The following is a 21,730-nucleotide window of genomic DNA, read 5'->3' on the forward strand; positions in this document are numbered from 1 at the left end:
AACGGAGTCAGCTATGGCAGAACAATATGTAAACCCTTTTGATGATCCTGAAAATCAGTTCATTGTCCTGATCAATCACCACGGTCAATACAGCCTGTGGCCTGAGTTTAAACAGACGCCTTCCGGTTGGAAACAGACTTTTGGCCCATCCGGTAAACAGGATTGTATCGAGCACATTGAAGCAAACTGGCAAGACATCCGAGTGTAAACCGCACCGTAAGACCACAAAAATAACGAGAAAAAACAAGTCATTATTATTTTGAAGGAATGGACGAATGAAAGACCATCAAGTGCCAGAAGAACAGTATGCTCTGATTGGTACGCAGCAGGGGATTTGGTTTGGGCAGCAAGTCATGCCAAGACCGGAATCATTGAATGTCGCTCATTACATCGAGATTGAAGGCACGCTCGATTTAGAACGCTTCACTCAGGCCGTCAATCATGGTGTGGCAGCCGCAGACTCGCTGCATGTTGAATATCTAGACGTTGACGGAGCAATCAAACAAAGGGGGTTTGCGCCGGAACATGCGCAAGATGTTTTGGAAGTGATGGACTTTTCTCAGTCGGCATTGGTGGAGGCGTCTGCGCTGGCGTGGATGAAAGCCGATCTCGCGACGCCGATTGAGCTACAAGGCACCAGCCCAAGATATCGTCACTGTCTGATCGATGTCAGCGAGTCGGGGCAGCCGAAATGGCTGTGGTATCAGCGCTATCACCATATTGATGTGGATGGATTCAGTTTTAACGCGATCACGCAGCATATCGTCAGTGAATACAACCGGCTGATGCTGGGGACAGCAAAGCCAGCACCGTTTACACCGTTCAAAGCGGTGATTGCCGAGCATCAGCAATTTTATCAGTCTGAAGCATGTCAACAAGCCCGCAGTTTCTGGCAAAACCAAGCCAGCCAACTGCCCGATATCATGTCACTCGCGACCGGCGGGCGACGGCGCTCGGCCACCGGTGTCGAAAAATTCACGATTGAACTGGCGGGTGGGGATTGGCTGCACCGGGCCGGTCACCAAGTGCTGCCTTCAGAATTTGCCATGGCGTTAGTCTTTGCCTACTTACATTTAGTGTCAGGTACGCAACACGTATGTGTCGGCTTCCCGTTTATGCGTCGTATGGGAAGTTCGGCAGCGCGTTCAACTGGCGCCGTGGTCAATGTACTGCCTTTGACACTCGCGGTTGAGCCAACAATGACTATCTCTGATGTCGCGAAGTCGATGAACAAGGTCATTCGTCAAACCCGCCGCCATCAAATGTACGATGCGGAACAAATCCAGCGGGATTCCGGCAGAGTCGGGCAGGCGCTGTACGGGCCAATACTCAATTACAAACCGTTTGAAGAAGAAATCAATCTGGCCGGAACAAAAGGTCACACACACATTCTTTCCGCTGGTCCGATTGATGACATTGAGTTCTCTCCGCAGCTCAAGCATGACCAATTGAGCCTGACGTTAACAGCGAATGCCGAGACATATTCCCGGCAATCACTGGCTTTACATGCCCGGCGTTTCGCCCAGATGGTCGGGCAGATTGCCCGCAACCCGGATCGACCGCTACACGCTCTGGATATCGTCCCAAGCTGTGAACAGGCAAATATCGCCCGCTGGTCTACGGGACGCGTGTCGGAGGAACGTCTGCAAGCGCGTAGCGTGTTGACCGTGTTTGCGGGTCAGGTAAAACAGAAGCCTCATGCCATTGCGCTCAGTTTTGCGCAGCAACGCTGGACATTTGCCCAGCTTGATCAAGCCATCACAACGCGAGCGCAGCAGATAACCGCCTTCGGGGCCGGCAAGGGCGATATGATTGGGGTTGCCTTACCACGCAGCGCCGAAACGATCATCACGATGTTGGCAGTTCTTCGGGCGGGCGCGGTCTATCTTCCCCTTGATTTGGCATATCCTCAGGAGCGTATCGAAACCATCTTAGCGCAGGCCCGGCCCAAAGGCGTGATTGTCGAACAGACCGAATCACTGCCGTGGCAGAGCCTGACACATTGCATCTCCCTGACGGCGCTTGCCAGCCTGAATGTCACCGAATCAGAGCATCCTGAGCTTGAAATTGCCCCTTCGGATGTGGCTTATATCGTCTTTACCTCTGGCTCGACCGGGAAACCCAAAGGCGTGATGAATACCCATGTCGCGTTGGTGAACTTATTGGATTCACACCGGCAGTCTGTTTTTGCCAACGCGATCCATCGCCTTGCAGAGCAACAGCAGTGCGATGAAAGTGATGTACAAGTTCGGGCAGCGCATACCACATCGTTCTCATTTGATGCGTCTTGGGAGCAAGTGATCTGGATGCTGTGCGGGCATACCCTTCATCTGTATGACGATGAGCAGCGTAAAGATGCCTGTGAACTGACCGAAAAAGTCGCACAAGACCAGATCAATGCATTGGATCTGCCGCCTTCACTGTTGAGCCAAATGCTTGATAACGGCTTGATGACAGCCAGCCATGTGCCGACACTGGTGTTAATCGGGAGTGAAGCGGTGCCGGAACCACTCTGGTCAAGAGTCAAAGCCTACCCGGACTTGCTGGTTGAAAACTGCTATGGGCCGACGGAGTTTACGGTGGATGCGGTCAGTGCATCATTGAACGTCGATGACACCCCGGTGATCGGTCAGCCTATTTTAAATGCCAAAGCTTATGTGTTCGATACACAGTTGAATCCTGTTGCCGTCGGTGAGGTCGGTGAGTTGTATCTGGCCGGTGCCGGACTGGCAAAAGGATATCTCAATCAGCCCGGGATGACGGCAGAACGATTTGTTGCGGACCCGTTCGGCCATGGGCAAATCATGTATCGAACCGGTGACTTGGTGAAATGGCGCGACAATGGTCAGTTGGCGTTTATTGGTCGGAGCGATGACCAAGTCAAAGTGCGGGGGTTCCGTATTGAACTGGGCGATGTTGAAAGTGCGATGAATGCGATTGACGGTGTCGAGACCACCGTGGTCATTGCCCAGCGTCATGGCGCGTCACACCGACTGATAGCTTACTGCACCTTGGTGAATCATGCCCGGTCTCAGTTGGATGAGCACAGCTTGTTGACTCAAATTGCTGCCGCCGTGCCTGAATATATGGTGCCTGCTGCGCTGGTGATCATGGCGCAATTCCCCCTCAACGTGAATGGCAAAATTGACCGGCAAGCACTGCCTGAACCGACCATTGTGTCTGGTAATACCTGGGTCGCGCCGGTCAATCATCAACAACAAGTGCTGTGTGATGCGGTGGCTGAGTTGCTCGGTGCCGATAAAGTCGGCACCGCAGATGATTTCTTTGCTTTGGGTGGCGATAGTATCTCTGCGATGGGCTTGGGCACATTACTGAGAAAAGCCGGTTATGAACTGCGTCCCCGGGACATTTTCTCCGCCCGGCAGTTAAGGGGAATGGCTGAGTTGATGCAACCTCTGCGCCGTCAAGTGACGCAGAATCAGGACGGGGATATTTTGCCTTTGCCGATGTGGCGTTGGTTTGAAGAACACTTTGCCGAGCACACCCGCTATGTTCAAGGCGTCTTTGTCGAGATTGAATCGGATGTCACCTTGGCTCATCTTCAGGCCGGATTGACCCAACTGGTTGCCAATCATTCCGCGTGCCGACTGATCAAACAAGAGACGCGTTATGTGATTCAGTCGATGGCGCAGCTCAAGGTGGACACTTGGGTCGAGACAATGCAAGTTGCAGACCTTGATCACGCGGATTTAGATGGTGTGTTTGCCCACGCGAGTCAAATGCTCTCGCCAGACAGTCAGATGCTCCGGCTGGTGCAAATGCGGGATCGTACCGGGCGTTGCGGGCTGATGATCCTCGCGCATCACCTGATGATTGACGGGGTTTCCTGGCGAATTCTATTACCGCAGTTAAATACGCTCGTCCGGTCCCAAGTGAACGGTGTCAAAGCTGAGATGACACCGGAAGTGACTGGGCTGAACACATGGTCGCAAGCCCTCTGTCAACATTTGCCACAGTTGACGCAACAAGCATCCGATTGGATTGCGCAAGAATCCCGTTTTGTTGAACCATGCAAACCGCCAGCGGAAAAGGGGAACGTCGTTCACCGTCGCGTATTGCTGCCGACGGTACTGACGCAAAGTATGCTCAGCCACTGCCAAGATTCACAGGCGATTGATATCGATGAGTTGCTCATGGCTGCGGTGACTTCAGCGCTGGGACAGTGTTATCAAAAAGAGGCGATCAAGCTGTATTTGGAGTCTCATGGCCGCGAAGAGTTTGATGCTTCACTGAACCTCAGCCAAACGCTGGGTTGGTTTACGACCGAATTCCCGTTAGTCATCGATTTGCCCGCAGCGGGTGAGATTTCAGCCTTACTCAGACAGGTGAAGCAAGCGAAGCGACGTGTCAAAGATAAAGGCTTGGGTTACATGTCTCTCCGCTATCTCGACTGCCCCTCTCTCGACAACCCCTATTGCGAGACGCTCACCGCGTTATCTCAACAGCATCCGGCCTCGTTATTGTTCAACTATCTGGGCCGTTTTGAGCAGACACAGGCCATGTGGACGCCCATCAGTCGGGCAGGCCAGTTTGCTGACTCGTTTGCGGTGTCACTGAACAGTGAGCACGCGCTGTTACATCCGTTAGAGCTGAATATTTTCGTTGATGAGAGTGATAACGAGGCTCAATTTGCGCTCAACTGGGCTTGGGATGACGCGCAGTTCAGCCATGATGAGATCGATACCATTTGTGACCGGATCACGCAGCAACTTGCAGTCATGCTGCATTGGATGAATGCACAACAAGCGCTACAGGTCTCGCTGCGGGTTGCTGCTGAATATACGCAAACCGGCGTCTCGCTTGACGACGCAGCCGCGTTCGCGAATCGCTTTGGCCCGCTGCGCGATATTCTGCCAGCTTTGCCGCTGCAAGAAGGGTTGCTGTTCCAATCACAGTTAGGCGATGAGAATAGCAATTACAACTCAACCACCAGACTGACTTTCCAAGGCGAGGTCAATCCGCAGCAAGTTCAGCGAGCGTTAAACGCGGTGATCACGCGTCATCCGCAACTCGGGGCTAAATTCGACAGCTCGATTTTAGGCCGGACGGTTCAGCTGATGCCTCAAACCGATGTGTCTTGGCCATTAACGTGTGTTGATATCCGCAGCGAGAGCGCGCAACAGCAACAGACCTACCTTGCGCAAGCCGAAAAGCAAACGCTTGTTCGTCAGTTCGATCTCCATCACCCGGACGAATCCTTGCTCGATGCGACGCTCATCCACCATGGCGACGGGCAAAGCACACTGTTTGTTTCTGCGCATCACTTGGTTGTCGATGGGTGGTCAACCCCGATTTTGCTGGGGGATTTTCTTACTGCATACGCACAAGGTACGCCAAGCCTGCCCCCCGTATCGGCCAGCTATGCCGATGTGGTCAGCCAGTTGAAACAACGTGATAAAGGACAGGCCGGCCTGCTGTGGCAGCAAGTGCTGCAAGACGTCACGCCGACCATCGCATTTGAAGATGTGCCGGTTGACGATCAGGTTAAAGAGCATGCACTAATCATTGATGCGGAAAAAACCCAGCAACTCAGTCAACGGCTGAGTGCTTATGGCCTGACGATGAACTCGCTGATGCAGGGGGTTTGGTCATGTATCCTTGGCAGTATGACCGGTCGCGAAGATGTGGTGTTTGGGACGCCAGTCTCGGGGCGTTTCGGCCATGTCAAAGGCATTGATGAACAGATCGGTTTGTTCAGTAATACCATCCCGGTGCGGATGAAACTTGATGCCAAACAGAGCTTGTTGGCGCAATTGCAAGCGCATCAGGCAACGCAGATTCAACTGCTGGAACATGATGAACTGGGCTTGGGTGAAATTCAGCAGTTAGCCGGTGGCGAAACGTTATTCGATACCTTGTTGGTGGTGGAAAATTACCCGGATCATTCAGCGTGGTACGACCAAGATTATCAGGGGGCCACCCTGACCCATATTCACAATCGCGGTTATACCCATTATCCATTCACCATACTGGTGCTTCCCGGTGAGCAAATTCATGTGCTGTTTGAGTACCGGGACACGGTCGGTATTGCGCAGCAAGTGATGCAGCGTTTTGCAACGGTGCTGCAAGCCGTCATCGATGCGCCTGAACGACCACTGACGCAGCTTGATTTACGTCTGGATGACGAAATCGCGCTTCAGCAACGGATCAACCAAACCACCGCGGAGGTGAGTCAGCAGACGTTACGTTCCTTGATGGCCGCGCAGGCAGCGCGGACGCCAGAACAGATTGCACTCGTCGATAGTGACTATCGTTTGAGTTATCAGGCAATGCGTGAGCACGTGATCGCTATCGCGAATCTGCTTGTCCGGCAAGATGTGGGCGTGGGAGATGTGGTTGCGGTCGCTCTGCCAAGAAGTGTCAAGCTCAGCCTTGCCTTCAACAGTATTATTGAATGTGGCGCGGCCTACCTTCCGTTGGATGTGAGTTACCCCGATGAGCGGTTGGCTTATATGATCCATGATGCCAAGCCGAAACTGATTGTGACCACGTCTGAGCATCAAGCCCGTTTTGGTGATTATGGTCAGTTGTTGATTTTAGATGAGTTACCCGACCCAACACCATTGAGTGATGTGCCGGGCCAACCGGTTCTGGATCCGGCGCACGGGGCATATATCATCTATACCTCAGGTTCAACGGGGAATCCGAAAGGTGTGCTGGTGTCTCACCGGGCGATCGTGAATCGTTTGCAATGGATGCAGTCTGAGTATCAGCTCAATCACCATGATGTGGTGTTGCAGAAAACACCATGCAGTTTTGATGTGTCGGTGTGGGAGTTCTTCTGGCCGCTGATTCAGGGCGCGACGTTAGTGATGGCACCACCAGAGTCACACAAAGATCCGGAGTGGTTGATGGCGGTGATTGAAGATTACCAAGTCACCACCATGCACTTTGTGCCGTCGATGCTCGCGGCCTTTATGGCCTCGGTCGAAGCCAACGCTGAACAGCTTACTATTGAACAGATGACTGCTGAACAGACGGTTCAAGTTGCGCCGAGCTTACAGCGCGTCTTTTGCTCGGGCGAGGCGCTGTCTAAAGCGCTCGCCCATGTCTACGCGAAGTGGATTGATGCGCCGTTACATAATCTGTACGGCCCCACAGAAGCCGCAGTGGACGTGACATATTGTCCGGCATTTGGCGACCCCATCGACGAAAGCCTTGGTCACAGTGTGCCGATTGGTTTACCGGTATGGAATACCCAGCTGTATGTGTTGGATAGTTTTCTGCGAGCAACACCGGTCGGGGTGCCCGGTGAGTTATATCTCGCCGGTGATCAACTGGCGATTGGCTACTTAAATCGCAGCGCGCTGACCGCAGACCGGTTCATTGCCAACCCGTTTGAGCATGGGGAGCGTATGTATCGGACCGGGGATGTCGTGCGTTGGTTACCGTCGGGCAAAATCGAATATCTGGGCAGAAGTGATGACCAGCTCAAAATTCGGGGACAGCGCATTGAACTGGGAGAAATCGAAACGGCGCTGCAATCGCTGCCGGGGGTGAAGCAAGCGTTGGTGTGTGCGAAAGCTCTCGGGTCAGACACACTCGGGTCAGACAAGAGCATCACCGGTGCTGATGATCGCCAATTGGTGGGCTATGTGATTCTCAATGCCAGTGAGCAAACGGATGGTGAAGCGCTGAAGGCTGCCTTATCCACGCATCTACCGGCACATATGGTACCGATTGCGATCATCGTGCTGGAAGCGTTTCCGCTCAGCGCGAATGGGAAGTTGGATCGCAAAGCGTTGCCGCTGCCGAGTGACATTGTGACGGGAGAAAGGCGTAAAGCCCGCCCCGGTCTGGAAGCCCAACTGGTGGCTATTTTTGCCGACGTACTTGGTATTGACACCCTTGGGATTCATACCCTGTCGGCAGAAGATGACTTCTTTGCGTTGGGGGGACACTCTTTGATGGCGATGAAGTTAGCGGCAGACATCCGGCGGGTGTTGAATGTTCCGGTGACCGTCGGCCAAATCATGGTTAACCCGACGGTCGAAAAACTGGCGCTGTTACTGCTGGATGATGAGGCTCGCAATGATCCGACGCTGGCCGGTTTTGGCGAAGTCCTTCCGATCCGGGCAGGAAATGGTCCGGCGTTATTCTGTATCAACTCCGCATCGGGGTTTGCTTGGCAATACACCGGATTACCGAAATATCTGCAAGGCAACTATCCGATTGTCGGACTTCAGTCGCCACGACCGTCTGGTGCCATTGCAGCGGGGGCCGATATGCAAGCGGCTTGTGATATCCATATGCAAGCGCTGAAAAAAATTCAGCCTCACGGGCCTTATCATTTATTGGGATATTCATTTGGCGGCACCGTGGCGCAGAGCCTCGCCGCTCAGCTTCAGCAGCAGGGGGAAACGGTGGCGTTTCTTGGTTTACTGGACACTTACCCCCCTGAAGGGCAGGACTGGGACGGGCCTATGAATGAAGAAGCGCAGGAGGAAATTGAGCGGGAGAAAGACCTGTTTCTGGCCGCCAATGATGTGACAGATGATGAGCTTGATCAGCAAAGAGCCGCGATGTTTCAAGATATCTCAGCCAACTATGCAGATGCGGTGCGGCTGCTTTCGGGGGCGCGCTCCTCACCGTATGAGGGGCGGGTCGATCTGTTTGTGGCGCAACGAACACTGCCACAAGGCTATGATATCGACCACCACTGGCAGCCGTTTCTGACGCAGTTAGAACAGCACCACTTTGATTGCTCTCACGAGGATATTCTCGCGCCTGAGCATGTCGGTGACATCGGTGAACACCTCAATGCATTGTTGTGTCAGGTAGAGACCCTCCAGTCATAAAGCAAAGAACCGGCATCTGCCGGTTCTTTTTTCGTGTGACATTTTCGTGTGACAAGGGAAGGGGATTTACCCGGTTTCAGCTCGGATTTTGGCTAGCGTTTCGATAAAGGTTTCGGAATGACCAATGGGGTATGGGTCAATGGGTCATCAATCACGATGCTGTTTAATCCATAGACATCGTGGATTAGCGTTTCGGTCATGATGTCTTGTGGTGCGCCTTGAGCGATAACGGTGCCGGATTTCATCACGATCAGGTGATCCGCGTAGCGACAAGCATGATTGAGATCATGCAAGACCGCGACGATGGTACGGCCCTCTTGCAGGTTCAGTGTGCGGAACAGTTCAAGTAATTCGATTTGATGGGCAATATCCAGATACGTGGTGGGCTCATCCAAGAGCAGGTAAGGCGTTTGCTGGGCTAACACCATTGCAACCCAGACACGCTGACGTTGTCCGCCGGACAGCGATTCAACGGTCTGTTGTAGTAGCTCTTCAATCTGAGTCGCGTTGATGGCGTCATTGACCGCTTTTTCGTCTGCCAGTGTCCAGCGCCGCATGAAGGACTGATGGGGAAAACGACCTCTCGCCACAAGATCATGCACCGTGATGCCACTGGGTGCGATTGCGGATTGAGGGAGCAGGCCGAGTGCTTTAGCCAGCGCTTTGCGCGGATATTGCTCGAGGTCTTGACCATCAAAACAAATCTGCCCTTTGCTTGGCGAGAGTAATTTGCTCAGCCCGCGAAGTAGGGTTGATTTGCCACAACCGTTTGGCCCCAGAATCACGGTGAACTGTTGATCCGGTATTTTGAGTGATAACCCTTCAGTGATCAGCGTCTCTTGATAGGCGAGCGTGATGTTTTCGGCTATCAGACGATAGTTATGGCTGTGTTTATGGTTATCGGTGCGTGTGGTGTGCAGTACATCAGTCACAATATCAGCTTCCGGATTGTTGAATTAAAAGATAGATCAGGTAGACACCACCAATGCTGATGGTAACAATGCCGACCGGTAATTGATTCGGTGCGAAGAGGTTGGCTGCGACAAAGTCTGACAAAGTCAGCAGCATGGCGCCCATTAAAGCCGACGGAATGATGGCGACGCCGCCTTCCCGGGTCAGCTTTTTCGCCAATTGCGGGGCGACCAGCGCAATGAAAGAAATCGGGCCCGCAGTGGCTGTGACCGCCGCCGTTAAAATCACGCCGAATAACATCGCCAGTTGCCGTGTTTTTTCACTGCTGATGCCCAGCATATTCGCACTGTCATCCCCCATTTCGAGTAGGTTCATCTTTCTCGCTAATAGTGCTGCGGCAAGCAAAGCGATGACGATGAAGGACATCGACGGCACCACTTGATCCCAGCTCACACCATTAAGAGAACCGGCGCCCCAGAGTGCCGCTGCCATCGACGTTTCTAAGCTGCTCGAAATCATCATCCAAGTATTAAAAGCGCTCAACATCGCACTAACACCGATCCCAATAATGATCAGACGAAAGCCTTGTATACCTTGCTTAAACGCCAGCAAATACACCATGGCGGCACAGACAATGCCCCCGACAATCGCCCCGAAAGCAATCTGCAAATAGCTGCCGCCAAACAGAATGATGACCACGAGCGCGCCCGTATAAGCACCGGTGTTGAAGCCAATCACATCAGGACTTCCCAGAGGATTGCGGATGAGGGACTGAAACAAAGCCCCGCTGACGCCCAACGCTGCGCCAAACACTAATCCGGATGTGAGACGGGGCAGCCGCCATTCCAGAACAACGGTGGTCAGGAACTTTTCTCCTTCACCAAAAAAGACTTGTGACAGTTCAGCAAAGGTGGTTTTTAACTGGCCGGTGGATAGCGCAAAAACCGCAACGACAGCCGTGAAGCAGAGTAGCGCTAAAGACCACTTCAGCGCCCGTTTAGAGAGCAGAATATTGAGCCAGCCGGTTTGGCTGCCGAGCAGAATCGTATTGGATGGTCGCATTAGAGTTTACCAAAAGAGGTGACTTGACGTGCCAGATAAATCAGCACAGGCGCACCGACAAAAGCTGTCACAATCGAGACTCGGATTTCATTGACGGCGATAACCCGGCCGACAATATCGGCACTGATGATCAGTAGCGGGCCGAGTAAAATCGCATACAGTGTGAGCCAGAGTTGGTTCGGGCCCGACAGACGCCGGGCAATATGCGGGATCATTAAACCGATGAAGCCAATGGGGCCGGCAATCGCTGTTGAACAGCCGCACAGCAAGGCAATCGAGAACAAAGCGGCAAGCTGTACTAATTTCACATTGGTGCCTAAACCTTGCGCAATGTCTTCACCGAGCGAGAGGTTATCTAATGCCGGGGAAATCACGAGAGCGAGGAGGATGCCAAATATAATCGGTAACACCGCCATGGATGCGAGGGACAGATCGCGGATATCCAGTGATCCGGCATCCCAAAAACGCATTTGATCAAATGCCATCGGATTCATCAGGGTGATCGACGAAGACACCCCCGCGAGGAGCGCCCCGATAGCCACTCCGGCTAATGTGATTTTGAGCGGATTGACGCGGGCTTCTTTGTACGTGCCAACAAAATACACAAAAACACTGGTGATCAACGCGCCGAAAAACGCCAGCCAGAGATGCTCTGGCATACTTTGGTTCCCGAGTAACACTACCCCGGTCAGCACAAAGAAACTTGCCCCGGCGTTGACACCCAGAATCCCCGGGTCGGCAAGGGGATTGCGCGTGATGGATTGAATTAAGCACCCCGCGACAGCCAAAGCCGCACCGACGAGTAAGCCGATCACGGTTCTCGGGAATCGGCTCTCAACAATGATCAAACTTTCAGTTGAGTCAGTGTTGGCGAGTAAAACATCCATCACCATACTGGGTGAGATACTTTTGGCACCGACAAAGATGCTCACCGTACAGATCATCAGGAGCGCGAGTAGCAGCGCGATGAGTTTGCCTGACGGACTGGATCGTCGTGTCGGGAGCATGGCGCGTTGTCTGGAGATTTTTACGTCGTGACAGGATGTTTCAGGCGGTGAAAATAAGTTGGTCATAGATGCTAATAAAAACAATTATCATTTCCATTATTATAAATTAATGATTAGAATGTTCAAGCTTTAAGCGCTCGTCACGACGAGTAACGCCTTTAAATTCCTCCAATTTTGACGTAGAAGATCATGACAACGCGAAAACTGCTATTAGATTTTAGTCTGCTGAAAGAGAACCCCCATTTTAGAATGGTGTTTATTGCCAGAATGATGTCCGTACTCGCTTTAGGTATGATGACGGTCGCCGTGCCCATCCAGATTCATCAAATGACCGGTTCAACCTTGCAGGTTGGCTTGATTATGGCCTTAGACGGCATCGGTATGTTTATTGGCCTATTATTCGGTGGGGTGCTGGCCGATAAATATGATCGCCGGAAATTGATTTTGATTGCCCGCGCGACCTGTGGCATCGGTTTTGGGGCATTAGCGCTCAATAGCCTGTTGGCGAACGCATCATTGAGTGCGCTTTATATCCTCTCCGTGTGGGATGGTTTTTTTGGCGCAATGGGCATGACGGCGCTGATGGCGTCGCTGCCTGTGATTGTCGGGCGAGAAAACCTACCGGCGGCAGCGGCCTTGAGTATGTTAACGGTACGCATCGGGATGGTGCTTTCGCCGGCGATTGGCGGTCTGATCATTTCATTTGGTGATGTTAGCTGGAACTATTTAGCCGCGGCTGTCGGGACACTAGGGACATTGATCCCCTTGTTCAGACTGCCGACGATGAAACCGACGTATCACACGCCGGAGAATCCTTTACTCTCTTTGTATGAGGGGGTTAAGTTTCTGTTTTCCAATAAAGTGGTTGGCTGTGTGGTGGTATTCGGTACATTGGAGACTCTGGCGACAGCGGTACGGGTGATGTTCCCGGCATTGGCGTTAGAAACGTTTACCGGTGATGCAACGAATGCCGGTTTAATGTATTCAGCGATTCCCCTTGGTGCCATGGTCGGCGCTTTAACTTCCGGGTGGGTGAAAACGTCACGCAAGCCCGGCATGGTAATGATTTATGCGACGATGGGGACCTTCTTATCCATTGTTTTAATGGGATTGGCAGGTAACTTCTGGTTGTTCTTAGTGATTCTGGTGGTCTATGGCTATGCCGGCTCGGTTGCTTCTCTGTTGCAATATTCCATCGTTCAGGGGCATACGCCGGATCACTTATTAGGACGTGTCAGCAGCCTGTGGACAGCGCAGGATGTAACGGGAGATTCAGTCGGTGCGCTGGGGCTCGGCGCGCTTGGTAAAGTCATGGCGCCGGCGGTGTCGGTCTTTAGTTTTGGGGTCGGGGCAACCGGTATCGGCATGTTGATGGTGATTGTATTTCGTTCTTTACGTCAGGCGACACTGTTCGATCCGGCCTTAGCGCCTCAAGATGAAGCGGGTGGTGATACGCCACAAGCCACGACAAGCTAACTATTGCCGCCATCAGCGAATACTGTCACAAGTTAATACCGTTACAAGTTAATACCGATAGAAGTTAAACCGACGAAATCAAAATACCGCCTCAAACGAGGCGGTATTTTGGTTCGTCAAGCGTTTATTGGCTAAACGTTTTATTGGCTGAACGTCTCGTCCAGCGTGACAAGCAAGTTCATCGCACTGTAGTAATCGAGCCTGAAAGAGTCGTTACCCATTGCAAAAGCATTGCCTTGGCTGATCGCGGGCAGGTGGGCGATGAACTTGTTATGTTTAACCTGCTTGATCAGCGACTCATCTGCGGCAAATAACAGCACTGAGCGGCCTGTAATCGCATCGGCAAAGTTTTCTCCGTTGACCGGCACGATATCTTGGCGTTGGCCCATTTGATGGTTGTTCTTCAGTGCGTCAGGGAGCGGGCTCAGGGTAAAACCCAGTGCGTTCAGTATTTGTCCCTGTGCTGAGTCGTTGGTCCAGAAGTTACCGCCACGATTGTCTCCGTAATAGACCAGCGCGGAGACCGGTTGCGGTGGCAGTGAAATTCGCGCTCTCAATGCCGTCAGTTTGGTATCAAATTTGGTGATGGCTGACTCGGCTTGTTTTTCTCTGTCGGTGATAGACGCCAACAGACGCGCTAACGTTTGCCAGCTCTTGTCATCGTAATTGATGACCAATGTCGGTGCGATGGTTGAGAACTGCCGATAGAGTTTGAGCGCCGAGTCTCCGCCGGTCGCAGACACAATAATCAGGTCGGGTTTTTGTTTCGCGACGGCTTCCGCATTGGCGACGCCCTGATACAAGGGCTTGACCCCGCGGGCGTAGGCGACTTGGTTCCACTGATAAAAGAAACCGTTCTGGTCAGCCACGTGTGTGTTTGGGCGTGAGCCTCCCGAGGCAATGAGCGGCGCATCGATGGTGAGCAAGGTGCCGGTGATCGACACGCTGGTGGAGACAATGCGTTGCGGGGGCGCGTTCAGCGTCACCTTGCCGTAACGGCTGACAATGGTTTTCGGCCAGCCCTCGGCAATCGTCAGGGTGGTTTCTGAGGGTTGATTTGTCGTGTGATCATTGCACCCTGTCATGAGCGTGGAAAGTATGATCCCCAGAAGGAAAAATGATAAGCGAGACATAAGGTGCTCCAGTGTCTGTTGCGCGCAGATCTGATTGGATTGATCAACCAGCCGGTTACAGCGCTTGAGTTCATTGTTACAGGGCACACTTTATTGCGAATGGCTATCATTATCAATTGATTTTATGAAAGTGGCTGTTTATTATTATGGAAATGATAACTGTTAGCATTTGAGTGATTGTAAGTGCTAATTCGTATCGGTTTACTTCTGTTCGTGATTCTGTGTTGCGTGACTCTGTGTTTCGTGACTCTGTGTTTCGCGACTCTGTGTTTCACGACTCTGTGTTTCACGAACGTGAGTCGTCAGTCAGCAATTTTTTCAACAAGGATAATCGTCATGGCAATTCCCAAGATAGCCGCATACCCCATTCCCACTAGTGATTCATTCCCAGTGAACAAGGTCAATTGGCAGTTAGATGCAAAAAGGGCCGTGCTGCTGATTCACGATATGCAGGATTACTTTATTAATTTCTTCGATAAGAAAGCTGAGCCGGTTCCTGCGTTGATTCAACATATTCAGTCAATCAAACAGGCGGCAAGTACGGCGGGTATTCCGGTAGTGTATACCGCTCAGCCTGCGAATCAGGATCCGCAAGAACGTGCGCTACTAACCGATTTTTGGGGAACCGGACTCACTCAGGATACTGCAATCCTCACGGATGTCGCGCCGCAAGACAATGATACGACTTACACCAAGTGGCGCTATAGCGCATTTAAAAAGACCCCGCTGTTGGAATGGATGAACGACACAGGGCGTGACCAGCTGATCATTGTGGGTGTTTATGCCCATATCGGCGTGCTGTCTACGGCACTGGATGCTTTTATGCTCGATATTCAACCCTTTGTGGTTGGAGATGCCGTTGCCGATTTTTCATTGGCGGATCATCAATATGCCTTGCAGTTTATTACGGGCAGAGCAGGGAGTGTCAAATCCGCTCAGCGGGTTATCGACGAAATTCAGCAGAGCGCGTCATCCGTCACGTCGCTTGATCTTGATATCATGCAACAAGACGTCGCGGAGATTTTAGATCTCGATATCGAAGACATTGATGTCGATGAGAATCTGATGCTACTTGGGCTGGATTCCATTCGCGCCATGAGTTTGTTTGAAAAATGGCGCAAGCACGGGGTGGATGTCACTTTCTCTGAGGTTATCCAACAAGTGACGTTAAGATCGTGGTGGCAAACGATGGAAGCGGCTCAAGCCCGCGCAGTCGCCTGAGTGCGTTTGATATAAAAACCATTCATAAAAAAACCGATTTCATGTGAAATCGGTTTTTTTAGTTAGCGGGCCGAGAATTGTTCTCTGAGCTGTTTTTTATTAATTTTACCGACTGGGGTTTTGGGTAAAACATCCATAAATTGGATTTGATCGGGGATTTTATATTCCGCGAGGCCTTTGCCGTGCAAGAAGCGCTTGAGCACAATTGGTTTGATCGTCTTGGCTTGGTCGAGGCGCGTTTGGTTGAGAACAATAATGGCGCAGCTGCGCTCGCCGAGAAACGCATCCTGAACTGCAATTAAGGCCACATCATGGACATCCGGGTGTTGCAGTAATACGTTTTCGACTTCTTCAGCGGCAATTTTCTCGCCACCGCGGTTGATCTGATCTTTATCCCGTCCGGTGACGATGATATTGCCATCCTGAGTTAACTTGACTAAATCACCCGTCGAGTAAAAGCCCTCATGATTAAACGCTCGTCGGTTATGTTCCGCTGCCCGGTAGTAACCGCGAATGGTGTAAGGGCCGCGAGTGAGTAATTGGCCTTCCTGACCGGCAGGTACCGGTTGGCCCTCTTCATTGACCACCAGCACTTCGTCATCGGGCGAAATCGGGCGTCCTTGGGTAGAGACGATCACGTCAAGCGGATCATCCAATCGCGTATAATTGACCAGACCTTCTGCCATGCCGAAGATTTGCTGCAATTGACAGTGCAATGTCTCTGGCAGTTGTTGTGCCGCACTTTGGCTAAATTTGGCGCCGCCCACCTGAACCAGTTTTAAACTGGAGACGTCCTCACAGGCCGAAGGGGCGTACTGCATCCAGAGTAAGGCTAACGGTGGGACCAGCGCGGAGACGGTCACTTGGTAGCGTTCGATTAAGCCAAATGCCGCTTTCGGGGATGAATCTTGACCTAAGATGACGCAGCCCCCGGAAAAAAGCACACCCAGTGAGCCGGGAGAGCTCAACGGAAAGTTATGTGCCACAGGCAGAACACACAGGTATTTGGTTTCCGGGCCAAACCGACAGATTTCAATGCTCCCGATCACGCTGTACACGTAGTCATTGTGCGTTCTGGGGATTAACTTTGGTGTGCCGGTCGTCCCGCCAGATAACTGATAAAAAGCCACATCTGTTGCCTGACGGCCTTGTTCAGTACAAGCAAGTTTATTACCAGCGTGTTTGGCACTGACTTGCTTGGCACTGACTTGTTGGTTACTGACTTGTTGGTTACTCCCATCTAAATAGAGGGCGTCGAGCGATTGAATCTCGGGATGAGCCGCAGTACCTGACGTGATCGCAAGTTTTACCGAAGGGCAAGTGGCAAGCAGCTGTAATGCCTGTTTTTGGGTATCAAAACCGGTGATCTGATCAGAAAAAATATAGGCTTTTGCCTCGGTGTGCTGACAGAAATAGCTTAATTCCATATGACGATGGGCGGGCAGCGCGAGAACCGGTTTAATCCCTTGCATAGTTAAGGCAAAAAAGCAGTCGTAAAACTCAGTTTCATTCGCCATTTGCAGCACCACATTGTCACCGGCGTTGAGACCCAGAGAAGCAAAGCCTTGTGCCAGCCGGACGATGTTCTGCCGTAATTGTTGATACGTATATTGCTGATCGTGACACACCAAGGCGATGGCATCCGGTGACTGATCCACGGTTGCCGATAAGCAATCAAATAGTGTCCGGTCTTGCCAGTATCCTTGCTTACGATAGTGCTGCTCATATTCCGCAGGCCAAGGGGTAAAGTCTAATTGTGTTGAGGAAATCACGGAATGCCCCTTATGCTGTCAGTCGTTCGTCAAGTTGAATGCCTGCGGCTTTCAATATGGTGCCCATTTTGGCGCCGGTTTCTTCAAGTTCACTTTGAGGGGAAGACTCGTTGACAATGCCGGCACCGGCAAAAATGCACATTTCGCGTTGGCCGACTTCAGCGCAACGAATCGTCACCACCCACTCACCGTTACCACGTGCATCACACCAGCCAATCATGCCACTGAAATATCCGCGCTCAAATGTTTCGATCTGCTTGATGGCTTGATAGGCCGACTGTCTCGGGAAACCACAAACGGCGGGGGTCGGGTGAAGCTCCGCTGCGATTTGCAGCGCGTTCACATCCGGGTCAATCGCCTGACCTTCTAACACCGTCGAGAGGTGCAGCATCGTTTCGGTTTCGATGACCGATGGCACCATCGGGGTAAAGAGATTCCGACAATAACGGCTCAAGACTTTTTCGACTTCTTCGACCACAAAGCTATGTTCATTTAAATCTTTTTGGGTATCGAGTAACGAGGTATGCGAGCGCTGGTTGTCTGATGCATTGGCTGACTTGGGACGTGAGCCTGCCAGTGGGTTTGACATGACGTGTCCGCCTTTTTTGGCTAACAGTAACTCAGGGCTGGCTCCCATCAGCTTGGCATTGTCTCCGATATCCGCAGCAAATGTGTAACCGCGAGCATTGATGGAAAGCAGGTTTCTGAGCAGGGCGGTTTGATTAATATTTTGATCGGTTGCGATGCGCACCGAGCGGGAGAGGACCACTTTAGAAAGCTCGGTGGTATCGAATAGATTTAATAAGGTTGAGACGCCTTGTTTATAGTCATTGCCGGTCGGCGGAGAAATGACCGTCGCTTTGTTTGCACCAAGCGTGTCATATTTGCGCCCTCTGGCACTACTGGATACATACAGTTTTTGAGGAATAAAAAATTTCGTCGGCGTGTTTTCATCGAACGGGACAGTGGCAAACAGTACCGGATTATCATTGTCTGATGTTTTCGCCTGCGCAAGCATTTGGTTGGCGTACCGGGCAAGTTCAGAGAAGGGGATAGCCTGATTGAATTGTTGTTCAATACCGACACCCAGCATGGCGTTGTTTGGCGATGCAAAGAAAAAAGGCGCTGTCTGTAGTTCTTGGTTCAAGAGCTCTTGAGCCATTCTGGAGAATCCAACCACTTCGCGTTTCATAATTACCTCTTTCAAATTTGGTGACAAATAGTTGCCATTTGTTTCATACACAAAACATTGGTAGGATTATAGGTGAGAACGATTATCAATTTCAAATGATAATTTATCTTGTTTATAAATTGGCAATTGTCATGGTCGTGAATCGCAACAGGAGACGTTGAGTTGAAGCAAAATAACGAAACGGTATTGCTTACCGGAGCAAGTCAGGGGATTGGATATGCGGTATTGGAACGGTTGTTGGCTGAGGGGTACAAGGTGGTTGCAACGGATCGATGCATGGACGCGCTTGAGTCAAAGTTAGGTGATTTTAAACGAGCGTATGGTGAGCAGCTCGATTGGTACGCCATTGATCTGCTTGATCGTCAGTTGGCGCAGCAGGTCGCGCAGCTTTGTCGTGAATATCACTTCGATCATTTTGTCAGTTGTGCGGGGGTATTAAGCATCGGAAATGTTCACGCAATGGCTGCTGAAGACATCAGGCAAATGTTTGACATCAATACCTTCGGTGCTTTGACCATGATTCAACATGTCGCCGAGGGGATGAAACATCGTCAATCGGGGAGCATTGTGGTGATTGGTTCGAATTCAGCCAACACGCCAAGATTGAATATTGGTGCCTATGCTGCCTCAAAATCCGCTTTACAGATGTTGGTGAAGTGCACTGCACTGGAACTGGCGGAGTACGGCATTCGTTGCAATATTGTCAGCCCGGGCTCGACCAGAACCGAGATGCAAACTCAGCTCTGGCATGATAACTATGGTGAACAACAAGTGATTGAAGGCAATCTCGAACAATATCGTCTGGGCATACCATTGAAAACCATGGCCGAACCGGTCGATATCGCTAACGCGGTGCTTTTCCTGATGTCTGACTCTGCCCGTCAAATCACGATGCATGATCTGCGGGTCGATGGTGGCGCAACGTTGGATAACTAATCTGATAGCGCTCCCGCTTGTCTGATAGCGCCCCGTTTGCGACCCGACCACGAATTGGGTCATTGAGGCGAATCGATAACAATCACCATCGGCAAAAGCGGTGGTGATTGATGATGTCAGGCCTGATGGCTGCTTTGCTAAAACCTAAAAATAAGTATTGTATCGGTCGATGATGTTCAAGCTCTCATCCACAACCGCGATTTCACGCCACTTATCAAACGTTAAACAAGGGTGGGATGTCCCAAAACTCATCATATCTCCGACTTGTAAATCGATGTCAAAAGTCATGAATGCATGTTGGTCCATGATATCTTTTACCACACATGTTCCTGAATGAATGGCAATCGGCGTTTGGTCTCCGACATGATAATAAGTCAATGGGGTGGGGAGCCCGGCATCAAATGCCACATCACGTTTACCAAATCCAACAATGGCGACCCCTGGCTCAGGGATGGATAAAACGTAGGCCCAAAGCTCCATAGCAGACTGTAGCGTGGTATGACTCGCTTGGCACTGTGCATTTCTCAACATAATCTGTGTTTGAGAATCTTCATATATACCCATATCGTGAATCACGTAACATCCGGGACGAATGATCGGCACAACGTTTGGATGAAGATCCGCTTCTTTGAAAGCTTCACAAACGATGTCGTACCAAGCAGAACCGGCTCCGGTTAATAGTGGATGTTCAGCACGAATGGATGATTGAAAGAAATCAGATGTGAAGATGTTTAGTACCCAGTCAATAAAATTGCGGACTTGAGTGACTTCATCATCACCATGTATGACCCCTTCATAAAATTCCACACCAGATAAGCGTAGAGACGTGCTTGTGTTGATGGCTCTAACCACTGAATTGACTTGCTCTTCAGTCCGACAGCCACAACGGCCGTGGTGTGCACCAAGCTCGATGAGGACATTGAGTGTCAGCGATTTTTCAGTAAAAAATGTATCTAATGCGGATACGTTTTCGACTGAGTCAACGACGCAATAAAATTGAATACTGCTAGTTTCAAGCATATTGGCGATGATCGACATGTTTGCTTTACCAACTAATTGGTTCGCCATTAAAATATTCTGACATCCGGCATGATAAGCCGTTTGAGCCTGAACCGGATTGGCAACCGTCATTCCCCAAGCACCAGCCGATAATTGCGCTTTGATAATCTGAGGCGTCATTGTTGTTTTTGCGTGGGGAGCTAACTGAACGTGATATTTTTCGCTAAAGTTTTTCATCCACTGGATGTTGTTTTCTATTCTGTCTTTATATAAAAGCAACGCAGGTAAGCTAACATCTTCACGAAGTACGTTCGCTGCGGTATTTATGGGGTGACCTTTTTCTAGATATGTCGGATTCACTTTATTCATCTGATTCATCCTTGAGCGAATAATAACCGCTGTTGTGATTGATTAATGACTTCCATTCAGCTTTTGTGTCAGTTTGTTTGCGCAGCTGATAAGTTCAGATTTATAGTCATCAAAATTCTTTAATGCATCTTCTTTAGGCGCAATTAAACATAGGGTCGCTACCGGTACACGGTTTTCATCAAATACTGGGGCAGCAAAGCATCGCGTGAAAGTGTCAGAGATACTATTGAATGAGAAAAACCCTTCCGCTTTGGCCTGATTACATTCTTTGAGAAACTGCTCCTCAGGCAATCGGCTTTGATCTGGAAGAATGAAGTCATCAGGGGCGATAAACGCCAAAATTTCTTCATTACTCAGATGATTTAAAAGTAATCTGCCTGACGCTGTCCAGGGAATGGCAACTTTTTCACCGATATCCGCACTAATTCTGAAGGGGCGATCACCTTCTTTCATCATTGCAACCGTATATTTGTGTCCGTCAAGCATACATAACTGAGCGGTTTCTCGGGTCATCGTAGATAAGTGTTCTAAATATGTTTCTGCTTCACTTGCTAAGCTGAAATGTTTTAAATAACTCGTCCCTAAAAAATGCAGTTGTCTGCCCAAAAAAACACGGCCATCTTTATGAAAATTTTCTAATACGCCCATATCAAGCATGATTTTTATTAATTCATAAATAGAAGAAGTTGGTGCTTGCAACGCTTTTGCTATTTCAATTGGCCTGACCGCTTTTTCATTATTTCGAAGAAATTCCAAAATTTGAAATGCTCGCTCTATCCCTCTGGCTCTCACAAGACCTCCCATCATGATTTATATGAATGAGGTATTGATT

Annotated in this window: 13 protein-coding genes; 5 read left to right on the plus strand and 8 right to left on the minus strand. The window is 50.7% G+C overall.

Annotated features, from left to right (window positions below):
• Positions 1–13: 13 nt before the first annotated feature.
• Both OCU60_RS07200 and OCU60_RS07205 read left to right on the plus strand, forming a co-directional pair.
• Positions 14–208 carry an MbtH family protein gene (locus OCU60_RS07200; RefSeq protein ID WP_021020197.1) on the plus strand — a complete coding sequence of 65 codons (195 nt, stop codon included), beginning with the start codon at positions 14–16 and terminating at the stop codon, positions 206–208.
• Positions 209–275: 67 nt separating this feature from the next.
• The gene (locus OCU60_RS07205; protein WP_074373920.1) at positions 276–8,819 is read left to right on the plus strand and encodes an amino acid adenylation domain-containing protein; all 8,544 of its coding nucleotides are present in this window, start codon (positions 276–278) and stop codon (positions 8,817–8,819) included.
• Between the two features lie 92 nt (positions 8,820–8,911).
• On the opposite strand, the gene OCU60_RS07210 is transcribed toward OCU60_RS07205, so the two are convergent.
• The 3 genes from OCU60_RS07210 to OCU60_RS07220 all read right to left on the minus strand — a co-directional run bounded on the left by OCU60_RS07210 (position 8,912) and on the right by OCU60_RS07220 (position 11,866).
• Positions 8,912–9,649 carry an ABC transporter ATP-binding protein gene (locus OCU60_RS07210; protein ID WP_205410513.1) on the minus strand — a complete coding sequence of 246 codons (738 nt, stop codon included), beginning with the start codon at positions 9,647–9,649 and terminating at the stop codon, positions 8,912–8,914.
• A 106-nt stretch (positions 9,650–9,755) separates the two neighbouring features.
• Positions 9,756–10,793: an iron-enterobactin ABC transporter permease gene (gene fepG, locus OCU60_RS07215; protein WP_074373921.1), complete on the minus strand. Its 1,038-nt coding sequence runs from the start codon at positions 10,791–10,793 to the stop codon at positions 9,756–9,758.
• Positions 10,793–11,866, minus strand: a complete 1,074-nt coding sequence (locus OCU60_RS07220) for an iron chelate uptake ABC transporter family permease subunit (protein ID WP_083602707.1) — start codon at positions 11,864–11,866, stop codon at positions 10,793–10,795. The genes fepG and OCU60_RS07220 overlap by 1 nt, the downstream gene beginning before the upstream one ends.
• A 123-nt stretch (positions 11,867–11,989) precedes the next feature.
• Between OCU60_RS07220 and entS the strand changes: the two genes are divergently transcribed.
• Positions 11,990–13,276: an enterobactin transporter EntS gene (gene entS / locus OCU60_RS07225; protein WP_074373922.1), complete on the plus strand. Its 1,287-nt coding sequence runs from the start codon at positions 11,990–11,992 to the stop codon at positions 13,274–13,276.
• 140 nt (positions 13,277–13,416) lie between these two features.
• On the opposite strand, the gene fepB is transcribed toward entS, so the two are convergent.
• A complete protein-coding gene (gene fepB, locus OCU60_RS07230) occupies positions 13,417–14,409 on the minus strand; it encodes a Fe2+-enterobactin ABC transporter substrate-binding protein (RefSeq protein ID WP_074373923.1) in 993 nt (330 codons plus the stop codon).
• A 336-nt stretch (positions 14,410–14,745) separates the two neighbouring features.
• Between fepB and OCU60_RS07235 the strand changes: the two genes are divergently transcribed.
• Positions 14,746–15,630, plus strand: a complete 885-nt coding sequence (locus OCU60_RS07235; RefSeq protein WP_074373924.1) for an isochorismatase family protein — start codon at positions 14,746–14,748, stop codon at positions 15,628–15,630.
• Between the two features lie 62 nt (positions 15,631–15,692).
• Here the strand turns inward: OCU60_RS07235 and OCU60_RS07240 are convergent, their stop codons facing one another.
• The gene (locus OCU60_RS07240) at positions 15,693–17,399 is read right to left on the minus strand and encodes a (2,3-dihydroxybenzoyl)adenylate synthase (protein ID WP_074373972.1); all 1,707 of its coding nucleotides are present in this window, start codon (positions 17,397–17,399) and stop codon (positions 15,693–15,695) included.
• 13 nt (positions 17,400–17,412) lie between these two features.
• On the minus strand, positions 17,413–18,594 hold the full coding sequence (locus OCU60_RS07245; RefSeq protein ID WP_074373925.1) for an isochorismate synthase: 1,182 nt from the start codon (positions 18,592–18,594) through the stop codon (positions 17,413–17,415).
• Between the two features lie 162 nt (positions 18,595–18,756).
• On the opposite strand from OCU60_RS07245, the gene OCU60_RS07250 reads away from it, so the two are divergent.
• The gene (locus tag OCU60_RS07250) at positions 18,757–19,530 is read left to right on the plus strand and encodes a 2,3-dihydro-2,3-dihydroxybenzoate dehydrogenase (protein ID WP_074373926.1); all 774 of its coding nucleotides are present in this window, start codon (positions 18,757–18,759) and stop codon (positions 19,528–19,530) included.
• Positions 19,531–19,674: 144 nt separating this feature from the next.
• Here the strand turns inward: OCU60_RS07250 and OCU60_RS07255 are convergent, their stop codons facing one another.
• Together OCU60_RS07255 and OCU60_RS07260 are read right to left on the minus strand one after the other, a co-directional pair.
• Complete coding sequence (locus tag OCU60_RS07255) at positions 19,675–20,898, minus strand: amino acid deaminase (protein WP_074373927.1); 1,224 nt, start codon at positions 20,896–20,898, stop codon at positions 19,675–19,677.
• Positions 20,899–20,940: 42 nt separating this feature from the next.
• The gene (locus tag OCU60_RS07260; RefSeq protein WP_205410511.1) at positions 20,941–21,690 is read right to left on the minus strand and encodes an IclR family transcriptional regulator; all 750 of its coding nucleotides are present in this window, start codon (positions 21,688–21,690) and stop codon (positions 20,941–20,943) included.
• Positions 21,691–21,730 lie beyond the last annotated feature (40 nt).

The organism is Vibrio spartinae (assembly GCF_024347135.1).
Classification (GTDB): Bacteria; Pseudomonadota; Gammaproteobacteria; order Enterobacterales; family Vibrionaceae; genus Vibrio; species Vibrio spartinae.

Excerpts from the sequence above, each read along its gene's own strand:
- OCU60_RS07200 (WP_021020197.1), top strand. The coding sequence starts at position 14 with ATGGCAGAACAATATGTAAACCCTTTTGATGATCCTGAAAATCAGTTC.
- OCU60_RS07205 (WP_074373920.1), top strand. The coding sequence starts at position 276 with ATGAAAGACCATCAAGTGCCAGAAGAACAGTATGCTCTGATTGGTACG.
- fepG (WP_074373921.1), bottom strand. The coding sequence starts at position 10,793 with ATGCGACCATCCAATACGATTCTGCTCGGCAGCCAAACCGGCTGGCTC.
- OCU60_RS07220 (WP_083602707.1), bottom strand. The coding sequence starts at position 11,866 with ATGACCAACTTATTTTCACCGCCTGAAACATCCTGTCACGACGTAAAA.
- entS (WP_074373922.1), top strand. The coding sequence starts at position 11,990 with ATGACAACGCGAAAACTGCTATTAGATTTTAGTCTGCTGAAAGAGAAC.
- fepB (WP_074373923.1), bottom strand. The coding sequence starts at position 14,409 with ATGTCTCGCTTATCATTTTTCCTTCTGGGGATCATACTTTCCACGCTC.
- OCU60_RS07235 (WP_074373924.1), top strand. The coding sequence starts at position 14,746 with ATGGCAATTCCCAAGATAGCCGCATACCCCATTCCCACTAGTGATTCA.
- OCU60_RS07245 (WP_074373925.1), bottom strand. The coding sequence starts at position 18,594 with ATGAAACGCGAAGTGGTTGGATTCTCCAGAATGGCTCAAGAGCTCTTG.
- OCU60_RS07255 (WP_074373927.1), bottom strand. The coding sequence starts at position 20,898 with ATGAATAAAGTGAATCCGACATATCTAGAAAAAGGTCACCCCATAAAT.